A 12,114-nucleotide genomic window follows, 5' to 3' on the forward strand; every position below is an offset into this window, starting at 1 on the left:
GAAACCTACTTGATAAATCAGTATTCCATAAATTAATTTTTATTCGTTATAAATAATCGCTAAATCAAATTGGTTTTAATCCTTTCCTATACTCCCAAACACTTGTCTTTACAACTAAAAAAGCAGTATTAATCATTTTTAAAATCCCTAAAAATCAAATCCAGCGATCAATCAAAATTTGTTGGTATTTAATAAAAATTCTATATTCGTGCACGAACACGATTGCGAAATACAATTTAAATCAGCTATTATTTTTGGAAAATATCCGTCGATTTAAATTTTTATTTGCCAAACTTCCGTGTTCGTCCACGGTAAAAAAACAAGATATGAAAAAGTTTTTAGATAAAGATTTTATACTTGAGACGGAAACAGCAAAAAAGCTATATCATGAATTTGCTGCCGATCTTCCTATTATAGATTACCACTGTCATATTTCTCCTCAAGAAATTGCAGAAGACAAGCAATTTGAGAACATCACTCAAATTTGGTTGTATGGTGATCACTATAAATGGAGAGCAATGAGAACCAACGGGATCAAAGAAGAAGGCATAACCGGATCATCTTCATCAGATCAGGATAAATTTGAGAATTGGGCAAAAACAGTTCCATATACAATGCGAAACCCTTTGTATCATTGGACACATCTTGAGTTAAAAAAACCATTTGGTATTGAAAAGATTCTAAGTCCTGAAACTTCAGATGAGATTTGGGAATTATGTAACCAACAATTAAATACACCAGAATTTTCGTGCAAAAGCTTGATTCGCAAAGCGAATGTAGAAGTGATTGGCACAACTGACGATCCTGCTGATTCTCTGGAATACCACAAAACCATACAGGAATCTGGATTTGAGACCAAGGTAGTTCCTTCGTGGCGACCAGATAAAGCAATGGCAGTTGACAATGCAGAAGAATACAATAAATACATTAATAAGTTAGCAGCTGCATCTGAAATGCAAATTCTTTCGTTTGACGATCTTTTAACTGCATTACAAAAAAGACATGATTTCTTTGCGGAAATGGGCTGTAAAGCTTCTGATCATGGTTTAGAGCAATTTTTTGCTGAAGATTATTCCAGAGAGTCTGTTATAGCAATATTTACTAAAATTCGCAATGGCCATGAATTACATGAAAATGAAATCCTACAATTCAAATCGGCAATGCTTTATGAGTTTGCTGTTTTAGATCATTCTAAAGGATGGGTCCAACAATTCCATATTGGAGCTATTCGCAACAACAACACAAAAATGTTTAACCAACTGGGCGCCGATTCAGGATTTGATTCAATTGCAGATAAGTTGGTTGCTGAAGACATGTCAAAGTTCCTGAATAGATTAGCAACTGAAGATAAGCTTACCAAAACGATCCTATACAATCTTAATCCTGCACACAACGAAGTCTATGCTACCATGTTAGGTAACTTCCAGGATGGTGAAATTGCTGGAAAGATTCAGTGGGGATCCGGCTGGTGGTTTTTGGATCAGAAAGATGGAATGGAAAAACAAATGAATGCATTGTCGAACCTAGGTTTGTTAAGTCGATTTGTAGGTATGCTCACCGATTCGCGATCATTCTTAAGTTATAGTCGCCATGAATATTTCAGAAGAATTCTTTGTAACATGATAGGAAATGATGTTGAAAAAGGATTGATTCCCTATAATAAAGATTTGTTAAAAGAATTTATACAGGGAATCTGCTATTACAATGCTAAAAATTATTTCAATTTCTAATATACCGCAAACATTTAATATAAAATGAGAAAAGTAATCACTTTTGGTGAAATTATGTTGAGACTTGCAACTCCAGGCTATGCAAGATTTTCTCAGATCGATAATTTTAATGCTACCTATGGTGGCGGAGAGGCGAATGTGGCTGTATCCTTAGCAAATTATGGGATCGATGTAGATTTTATTAGTCGCCTTCCTAAAAATGACATTGGACGCGCATGTATGATGGACCTTCGCCAATATGGCGTTGGAGTTGACCAAATCATATGGGGAGGTGATCGACTTGGAATTTATTTTTTGGAAACCGGAGCGGTAAGTCGTGGAAGCAAGGTTGTGTACGATAGGGCTCACTCAGCAATTTCTCAAATTGAGAAGGGTATGATAAATTGGGATCAAGTGTTTGAAGGAGCGACTTGGTTTCACTGGACGGGTATCACACCTGCAATATCTCAAGGCGCTGCCGATGTTTGTTTGGAAGCAATTCAGGAAGCAAACAAAAGAGGCATTATGGTTTCTACAGATTTAAATTACCGAAAAAATCTATGGAAATATGGCAAATCAGCTAATGAAATTATGCCAGAATTGGTTGCCGGTTGTGATGTGATTCTAGGCAATGAAGAAGATGCAGAAAAAGTACTTGGTATCGTACCCGAAGGAGTTGATGTAACAGGAGGACATGTAGAAGCAGATGCTTACCTTTCAGTTTCCCAGCAAATCATGAAACAATTCCCTCGCTGTAAAAAAGTAATCACCACTTTACGTGGATCAATCAGTGCAAATCACAACTCCTGGACTGGTGTTCTCTACGATGGTAAAACACTTTTTAAAGCAAATAACACCTACCAAATTACTCACATTGTAGATCGTGTTGGGGGCGGAGATTCATTCATGGGTGGATTAATTTATGGCTTGATAACATGGCCTGATAATGATCAAAAAGCATTAAACTTTGCAGTTGCAGCTTCCTGTTTAAAGCATACAATTTATGGTGATTACAACCAGGTATCAGTAGAAGAAGTGGAAAAATTAATGGATGGTGATGCCTCTGGACGTGTGGCACGCTAATCTACATGAATTGTTCATTATTAATTTTGAATTGACATGGCTCGATTTACAAGAATAGAAGTAGCATTAAAAATGAAAGAAACAGGAATGGTTCCTGTATTTTTTCATTCTGATATAGAAGTATGTAAGAATGTTCTGGAAGCTTGTTATTATGGCGGTGCGCGATTATTTGAATTCGTAAACCGTGGTGATTATGCGCATGAAATTTTCGCAGAACTCAATAAATGGGCTACAAAAAAATGTCCAGAAATGATTCTTGGAGTAGGCTCACTGGTAGATGCAGGTAGTACTTCATTATACATACAATTAGGAGCAAATTTTGTTGTTTCTCCCATCTTAAATGCTGAAATGGCAAAAGTTTGCAACCGTCGAAAAGTGGCATGGTCACCTGGTTGCGGTTCACTTACAGAAATCTCTTATGCGGAAGAGTTGGGAGCAGAAGTGGTTAAGATTTTTCCTGGAGCACAGGTTGGTGGGCCAGATTTTGTTAAAGCGGTAAAAGGTCCTTTTCCGTGGTCATCTATCATGCCAACTGGTGGTGTGAAACCTGAAAAAGAAAACCTCGAGAAATGGTTTAAATCTGGTGTTCATTGCGTTGGGATGGGTTCTCAGCTCATGATAAAAAACAAAAACGGTTCATTTGATTATCAAGCGATTGAGGAGGCAACATCCAAAGCAATATCAATCATTCATGAAATTAGAAAATCATAAATAATGAATACAAACTTAAGTCATAAAGTTGCAGTAATCACAGGAGCAGGTGGCGTAATCTGTTCTGCAATGGCCAGATCATTGGCTGCAATGGGAGTAAAAACGGCTTTACTTGATATCAATTCGGTAGCTGTAGAAAAATTAGCAGAAGATATTGAAAGTGAATTTAAAGTAATTTCTGTTGGAGTAGGAGCCAATGTACTGAATAAAGAATCACTTCAACATGCAAAAGAGATTATTAATAGTAAGCTGGGGAGTGTAGACTATTTAATTAATGGAGCCGGAGGAAATTCTCCTCTGGCTACATCTAGTGTAGAACAAATGCTTGATTCAGATTTGGAAAATTTAGATGAAACCTTTTTTGGAATGAAAATGGAAGGTTTTGATAAAGTTTTTGATTTGAACTTTAAGGGGACACTGTTACCAACTATGGTATTTGCAACAGATATGATTGACAAAAAAGAAGGTTCAATTGTGAATGTTTCTTCTATGAATTCATATCGTCCGCTTACCCGAATTGCAGCTTATTCAGCAGCTAAAGCAGCAATTAACAATTTCACACAATGGTTGGCTGTTCATTTTTCTAAAATGGGCGTGCGCGTAAACGCCATTGCGCCGGGATTTTTATTGACCAATCAGAACAGATTCTTGTTAACTGATGAAGAAACTGGAGAACCAACTCCAAGAGGGAAAAAAATCATTAAAAACACTCCAATGGAACGTTACGGAACTCCTGAGGAACTTCAAGGCACCCTTCTCTATTTGTTATCAGACTGGTCCGCTTTTGTAACAGGCGTTGTGATACCTGTTGATGGTGGATTCAGTGCTTACAGTGGCGTCTAGAAAGAAGGTTTACATCTATTTGGTAGTTAGATGCGTTAAAAGTGGTAATGGAAAGATGTAATTAGTAATTACATCTTCCATTACTTATAAAAAATTCAATAGTTAGATTAGTTAAGGTTAGCGTGTTAGGGTGGTAAAACGGTTTAAGATTTCAATCACCTCTTGCCGTTTTACCCACTTTAACCCATAACTAAACAATAGACTAAAAACATAACTTATCTGAAGAAAAACACAATATGGCTTTAGAACAGACATGGAGATGGTATGGCCCCGATGATCCCATCTCGCTAAAAGAAATCAGACAGACAGGGGCAACAGGAATTGTAAGTGCTCTTCACCATATTCCAAATGGAGAAGTCTGGACAATAACGGAAATTGAAAAAAGAATTCATGAAATTGAGTCTGCAGGGCTAAAATGGACGGTAGTTGAGAGTGTTCCAGTACATGAAGACATTAAAAAAAAATCGGGTAACTCTCAAACATATATAGAGAATTATAAGGAGAGCATTAAAAACCTTGGAGCTTGTGGCATTCAAACAATATGTTACAATTTTATGCCTGTTTTGGATTGGTCCAGAACGGATTTGGAATTCGATTTTGAAGATGGATCAAATGCTCTAAAATTTGACATGGTAACATTCGTAGCATTTGATGTTTATATTCTTAAACGTCCGAATGCCAAAAAAGACTACCCAATTGACTTGGTTGAAAGAGCTTCTGAGAAATTCAAAAGCATGACAAGCGAGGCAATTGAAAAAGTAACAAGAACAGTAATCGCAGGTCTTCCTGGTGCTGAAGAGTCTTATACTTTAGAAAGTTTCCAAAAAGTTTTAGATGGCTACAAAGAAATTGGTGCTGAAGAATTAAAGAAACATCTTCACGATTTCTTACGTGAAATCATCCCAGTAGCTGAAAAAACAGGTGTTCGTATGGCCATCCACCCTGATGATCCACCACGTGCTCTTCTAGGATTACCAAGAGTAGTAAGTACTATTGATGATGCTATAGAGCTAACTAAAGTTGTTGATTCTGTTTCTAATGGTATTACCCTTTGTACAGGGTCTTTTGGCGCTGGTCATTTTAATGATTTACCTGAAATGACTAAAACTCTTGCTTCAAGAATTAACTTTGTTCACCTAAGAAATGTTAGCCGTGATGCTGAAGGCAATTTCTTTGAAAATTATTTGTTTGATGGAGACATTGATATTCCTGCTGTAATGAAAGCATTACTTTTAGAAGAACAAAAACGAAAATCTGAAGGAAGATCAGATTGGCAAATTCCAATGCGTCCTGATCATGGAAATAAGATGTTGGACGATCTCCCAAAAACAACCAACCCAGGATATTCATTGTATGGTAGAATGAAGGGATTGGCCGAATTAAGAGGTTTAGAGCAAGGTATAATTGCAAGTATGAACATCAAATAAAACAATTGAAATATGTTTAAAATCACAAACTATAGATACCGAATATTGGCCATGCTATTTATGGCAACCAGTATTAACTACTTCGATAGAAGTATTATGGGAGTAATGTCACCAGATTTAATCGAATGGTTTGGTTGGACAAAAAAAGATTACGCTACGATCCTGGTATTTTTCCAAATTGCATATGCAATAGGTTTAATGTCCATGGGTGGTATAATTGACCGTCTAGGCACAAAAAAAGGATATGTTCTTTCCATTGGGTTATGGTCATGCTTTGGGATGTTACATGCTGCAGTAGGTCGTGGTTTCAGTTTTATTGGATTTGCTGCAGCTCGTTTTGGATTAGGTATTGGTGAAGCAGGAAACTTTCCTGCAGCAATTAAAACTGTCGCTGAATGGTTTCCAAAAAAAGAAAGAGCCTTTGCAACAGGAATCTTTAATGCGGCAACAGCGGTTGGAGCAATCGCAGCTCCATTTGTTGTAGGCGCAATTGTTCATTGGAGTGGCGGCGAAAGAGGACAAGGAGAGTTAACACATTGGCAGTATCCATTTTTAATTACTGGAGCTTTGAGCGCAATTTGGGTTTACATGTGGTTCAGAACCTATAAAAAACCGGAAGACCACCCAAAAGTATCAAAAGAAGAATTGGAATACATCCAAAGTGATTCTGAAGTGGAATCAGTAGAAAAATTACCTTGGTCGAAAGTGATTTTCAAAAAGCAAACCTGGGCTTTCTCATTGGCGAAAGTAACCGATGCAGTATGGTGGTTCTATTTATTTTGGGGGGCGATTTTTCTTGCTGAAAACTTTGATGTTAAGATCAAAGAAATGGGCTTGCCATTTCTTGTTATCTATGCGATCGCAGATACAGGGAGCATTTTTGGCGGATGGTTATCGGGTAATCTAATGAATAAAGGCTGGTCTTTAAATAAAGCCCGAAAAATCACACTACTAATTTGTGCCATAATTATTCTTCCTGTATGTTTCGTCGCTTTTACAGAAAGCAAATGGATAGCCATTTTCTTAATTGCATTGGGAGCAGCGGGACATCAAGCTTGGTCTGCTAATATTTTCACTTTGGCTTCGGATGTATTCCCAAAGAAAGCAACTGCTTCTGTAGTTGGAATTGGAGGTATGGTTGGTGCTGTGGCCGGGATGATTTTCAATATTGTATTGGGATCCGTGTTGGATGATGCCAACTCAACAGGTTTCTTCTGGGCATTTCTAGTAGCCGGATCCATGTATGCTATTCTATTGGGATTAGTGCATTTGATTATGCCTAAAATGACACCTTTAGATGAAAATTTAGAACCTGTCGAAGAATAATAATTTTAATTCCAAATAAAAAAACAAAACATTTTTAATTTTAGATGTAGTACTTTTGTTTCATAATTGTAGTTTAGTGAAAAATCAGGAGGGAGTAATTTCTTCCTGATTTTTAATACCAATTTTATAATGGTCAAATCAAAAATTAGAATAAAGGACATTGCAGAACAGGCTGGCGTTTCAGTTGGAACAGTTGACCGTGTTCTTCATAATAGAGGCGAAGTTGCAGAAGAAACTAAAAAGAAAATTCTCGATATAGCAAAAGCAAACAATTACCATCCAAACTTAATTGCTCGAGCATTGACCTCTAAGAAACAGTGCATTTTTGCGACACTTATGCCATCTCCTACCGAAGAAGATATTTTTTGGAAAAGACCTTTAAGTGGCATCAGTGATGCTGCTACGGAATTAGAACAATTTCAAGTAAAAATTGAAAAATTCTTTTTTGATCATTATAATGAGCAGGATTTTATTCAACAAACCAAAGAAATCCTGAAATTGAGGCCTGCAGGAGTTGTTTTCCCTCCTATTTTTAAGCAAGAAAGCCTTGATTTTATTCAGAAGTTAGAAAAACAAAATATTCCCTATGTATTTCTTGAATCTAAAATAAAAGATTGTAACTACTTAGCCTACGTTGGAAGCGATGGTTATCACAGTGGTAGAGTCGCCGCAAATGTGGTCGATTTCAGTACTCCAAAAAATGGTGATATTCTTATCATTAACCTAGCTAAAAACCTAGAAAACATTCATCATCTGAACAAGCGAACCCAAGGTTTTTTAAGTTACTTTATGGATCACGGAAGAAATACTGGACTTAAAATTAACATCGAAATTCCTACTTCAAATACAGCCTTGATTAAAGAAAAATTGAATGCTGTTCTATCCAAAAATCAAAACATTAAAGCTATATATATTACTGGTTCTAAAGTTCATAAAATTGCAGAATATTTAATTCATAATAACCTAGATGAAATTACCTTAGTAGGCTTCGATCCCATCGAGCAGAATATTAAATACCTTAAGCAAGGAACTATAAACTATCTTATTGGACAACACCCCTATCAACAAGGATTTAAAGCAATAAAAAAACTATTTGACCATGTAATGCTTCACAACACTATAAGTAGAGATGAAATATTACCTGTGGACATTATAAATAGAGAAAGTATTAAATTATATTTTTTATAGTCCTATAAGTAATTCATTCTGAAAGAATGTCATAATAGGACTATCCCCTATTAATTAATAAATCATGACCTTTATAAAAAAAAACATAAAGGAAATTACCTTACATCTTCACCCAAAAAAGATTGATAGCAGAGCCATCAAATTCAATAGAACCTTTGGTTTGGGTGGTATTCTTGCTTTGCTCTTTGTTATCATTTCCTTGACCGGATTAATTCTGCGCTTCTCGTATATTCCAACCGTTGAACATGCTTACGATTCTATCCTTGGATTAAAAAACAATACCATTTTTGGCCAGTTTATCAGGAACCTGCATCACCTGTCAGCAAAGCTAATGGTGGTGGTGTCTTTTCTGCACTTAATTCGGGTATATTATTCGCAAAGTATTTTTCAGAAAAGAGCCGAAAACTGGACTTATGGCTTGTTATTGTTCTTCCTTGTTTTGGCATCAAGCTTTACAGGATACCTTTTACCATGGGACCAGTTAGCCTATTGGGCCGTAACTGTTATTACGCAGATTGTTGAATACATTCCCTTAATTGGAAAACACCTGGCCTACTTGCTTCGTGGCAGCGATACCGTAGATGGAAATACATTGATCAACTTTTACACCTTGCACACCGGAATTATTCCATTGCTATTTGTTGTGTTGATGAGCGTACATTTCTGGTTGGTTCGAAAAGCTGGCGGAGTTGCTTTGCCTAAAACAGATGATAAACAAAAGGTAGATGTGATTCCAAACCTGCTGTGGAAAGAAATTATGGTAGCCAGTATTTTAATTGGCGGACTTTTCCTGRTATCCGTATTCTACGAAGCTCCACTTTTGGATCAGGCAAAYCCTTTAAAAAGTCCGAACCCGAGCAAGGCTCCCTGGTACTTTTTAGGAGCCCAGGAACTGCTCTTGCACCTGCATCCGTTTTTTAGTGCAGTAATCATTCCGCTGGSGGCAATTCTCTACTTTTTCGGMCTGCCCTATTTCAAATACAGGAATGTAAATATTGGCGTTTGGTTCAATTCAGAATTGGGCAAAAAAATCAGCATTCAAGCCAGTATTATCAGCTTTGTTTTCACATTTACATTGATATACCTTTTAGATCATTTTCTGCATTTCGACACATGGTTTGCAAACATGCCAGCGGTAATCACTACAGGTTTAATTCCTTTTATSCTATACCTTTTGCCCCTGTCGGGATACCTGTTGTTCTGGCACAAAAATCACAAGGCCAGTAATACCGAGCTAATCATGGCTTGTACCAGTATATTATTATCTTCCTATATCTGCATGACACTAATTTCTTTGCTGCTAAGAGCTGAAGGAATGCAACTGATATTTTAATTTTTTGAATAGAGAGACTGATGAAAGTGAACCGACGAAAATTCATAAAACGATTGTTAATAGTTGCAGCATCTGTTGAAGCAATTTTCCTTTTAAAGGATGGTGTTAGCAAAGTAGATACATCAAGCTCAAAAGATTTATTTAATGCGGGAAGAGTTGATTCATTCGAAAAAAACAAATTGTATCCATTTTCTACAGGTCAGTTCTTTTTAAAAAGATATGAGGATGGTGGATTTTTGGCCCTATCGGTAAAATGTACCCACCTGGGCTGTATCATTAATACCAATTCAAAAAGCGGAGGATTCAACTGCCCGTGCCATGCCTCTCAGTTCAATCAATTTGGCGAAGTATTATCAGCGCCAGCTACACGACCWTTGGATATTTTTCCAATCACCATTGAAAATGGCGAAATTTGGGTCGACACCAAAAAGCCGGTAAAAAGATCAAACTTTAGCAAATCGCAATTAAGCTACGCATAAATGGAAAATCGAAAAAGAACAGAACGAATCAGCTTTTTAGCCATCCTAATTGCATTACTTTCGGTTCCATTGTACATGCTGCTGAAAACTTATGGTGCAGATCAAAATGTATCGCACGAAGCCACATATGTAGGGCGTGAAACCTGCATAGAGTGTCATTTAAATGAGTACAACGACTGGGTGGGTTCCGATCACGATAAAGCCATGGACCATGCCAATGATTCAACGGTTTTGGGCAATTTCACCAACAAGACGCTTGAGTACAACGGCATGACTCATAAGCTCTACAAAAAAGAGAATCGATTCTATGCTTTTACCGATGGCGAAGATGGAAGCATGCAAGAGTTTGAAATTAAATATGTGTTTGGACATTATCCGCTACAGCAGTATTTGGTTGAGTTCGATAAAGGCAGATTACAATGCCTGCCACTCACCTGGAACTCGAAGGATAGTGTTTGGTATCATATGTCAACGGCTGTATACAAAGATGAAATTATTGAACATGATAATTGGCTGCATTGGACCAATCAGGCCCAGAACTGGAATGGAATGTGTGCCGATTGCCATTCTACCAACCTGGTAAAAGGCTAYGATTCTAAAACCGATACTTACCACACCACATGGAGCGAAATTGATGTAAGCTGCGAGGCTTGTCATGGCCCGGCTTCACAGCACCTGGAATGGGCCAACAAAGCGGAATATGCCCGCGAAACAGATAACAATTTCGGCCTCGTGGTAAAAACCAGTGGCATCGATAATAAAGAGTATGTTGATTTATGTGTTCGTTGTCATGCTCGTCGTGGTTCTTTGTCCGACTTTCATCATTCTGCCGACCTTTACAATCATACCATCCCTAATCTGCCAACAGAACCGGAATATTTTATCGATGGACAAATTCTGGATGAAGACTATGTTTATGGCTCGTTTACACAAAGTAAAATGTACATGCAAAATGTAAAGTGTAACGATTGCCACAATGTACACAGCACCAAACGCCTGTTCGAAGACAACCGCTTGTGCACCCAGTGTCACAGGGCCGATGATTACGATACCTACAACCATCATTTTCACAAATCGAAAGGGGAAAAAGGAGAAGCTGTAATTGCCAAGGATGGTGTAAAATTCGAAGTTGGAGATGGAGCAAGATGTATCAACTGCCATATGCCGGCGCGTTTTTATATGGGACCCGATTACAGRAACGATCATAGTTTTAGAATTCCTCGCCCCGACYTAASTGAAAARYTGGGAACTCCTAATGCCTGCAACCAGTGTCATGCCGATGAATCAACAAAATGGGCAATTGACCATGTAAACAAATGGCATGGAATTAGTCGACCGGCACAATATGGAACTGTTTTTAAAGCGGCTMAAACTGGCAGTCAGGAAGGTTTCGACGGCTTAGTTCACATATACAATGATGAAGTTTACCCTGAAATGATTCGAGCTACTGCCATTCACATGTTGGGAACACATTACCAAGCTCAAAGTAAAGAGATACTTTTTGAGGCATTACAAAACCTAAATGGACACATACGTTATAATGCACTGCGAAATCTTGTTTTAGACGATGAACAGTCGTTCCAAAAAGTGCTGAACATGCTTTCCGATCCATCGAAAGCCATTCGAACTGATTGCGCAGCAAAATTAAGCACCATCAAGCAGGATCAGGTTCCTCCAAAATATCAGGAACAGCTTAAAAAGGCTAAAAAAGAATACAAAGACGCACTAGAATACAGTGCCGATTTTCCTACCGGGAAATTAAACCTGGCCAATTTCTATTACAACAATCAGCAGGTTGACAAGGCGGAAGAATTTTATAAAAAAGCCATTGAACAGGATGAATTACTGCATCCKGTAAAAATTAACCTGGCTCTTTTGTACAACAACAAAGGAGAATACAAAAAGGCAGAGATTTTATTGAAGGATTACCTGAAACATGTTCCTGAAGATGGTGCAACAACATTTACCTATGCACTGTTCTTATCGGAACGCCAACGCTACGATGAATCGATGGA

General features: G+C 37.5%; 10 protein-coding genes. All 10 read left to right on the top strand.

Annotation, left to right across the window (positions count from 1 at the left end):
• The first annotated feature begins 326 nt into the window (after nt 1–326).
• Complete coding sequence (uxaC, locus tag ELS83_RS16125) at nt 327–1,730, top strand: glucuronate isomerase (protein ID WP_171596574.1); 1,404 nt, start codon at nt 327–329, stop codon at nt 1,728–1,730.
• A gap of 24 nt (nt 1,731–1,754) precedes the next feature.
• On the top strand, nt 1,755–2,792 hold the full coding sequence (locus ELS83_RS16130) for a sugar kinase (protein WP_171596575.1): 1,038 nt from the start codon (nt 1,755–1,757) through the stop codon (nt 2,790–2,792).
• Between the two features lie 72 nt (nt 2,793–2,864).
• A complete protein-coding gene (locus ELS83_RS16135) occupies nt 2,865–3,503 on the top strand; it encodes a bifunctional 4-hydroxy-2-oxoglutarate aldolase/2-dehydro-3-deoxy-phosphogluconate aldolase (RefSeq protein WP_249414469.1) in 639 nt (212 codons plus the stop codon).
• Nucleotides 3,504–3,506: 3 nt separating this feature from the next.
• Nucleotides 3,507–4,346: an SDR family oxidoreductase gene (locus ELS83_RS16140; RefSeq protein ID WP_171596577.1), complete on the top strand. Its 840-nt coding sequence runs from the start codon at nt 3,507–3,509 to the stop codon at nt 4,344–4,346.
• Nucleotides 4,347–4,582: 236 nt separating this feature from the next.
• Nucleotides 4,583–5,773, top strand: coding sequence for a mannonate dehydratase (gene uxuA, locus ELS83_RS16145; protein ID WP_171596578.1), 1,191 nt, complete (start codon nt 4,583–4,585; stop codon nt 5,771–5,773).
• Between the two features lie 12 nt (nt 5,774–5,785).
• Complete coding sequence (locus ELS83_RS16150) at nt 5,786–7,099, top strand: MFS transporter (RefSeq protein ID WP_171596579.1); 1,314 nt, start codon at nt 5,786–5,788, stop codon at nt 7,097–7,099.
• Between the two features lie 129 nt (nt 7,100–7,228).
• Nucleotides 7,229–8,287, top strand: a complete 1,059-nt coding sequence (locus ELS83_RS16155; protein ID WP_171596580.1) for a LacI family DNA-binding transcriptional regulator — start codon at nt 7,229–7,231, stop codon at nt 8,285–8,287.
• Between the two features lie 64 nt (nt 8,288–8,351).
• Complete coding sequence (locus tag ELS83_RS16160) at nt 8,352–9,620, top strand: cytochrome b N-terminal domain-containing protein (protein ID WP_171596581.1); 1,269 nt, start codon at nt 8,352–8,354, stop codon at nt 9,618–9,620.
• Between the two features lie 20 nt (nt 9,621–9,640).
• The gene (locus ELS83_RS16165) at nt 9,641–10,099 is read left to right on the top strand and encodes a QcrA and Rieske domain-containing protein (protein WP_171596582.1); all 459 of its coding nucleotides are present in this window, start codon (nt 9,641–9,643) and stop codon (nt 10,097–10,099) included.
• The coding region (locus ELS83_RS16170) for a tetratricopeptide repeat protein (RefSeq protein WP_171596583.1) at nt 10,100–12,114 on the top strand (2,015 nt) is incomplete at its 3' end.

It is taken from the genome of Marinifilum caeruleilacunae, from assembly GCF_013141825.1.
GTDB classification, from domain to species: Bacteria; Bacteroidota; Bacteroidia; order Bacteroidales; family Marinifilaceae; genus Marinifilum; species Marinifilum caeruleilacunae.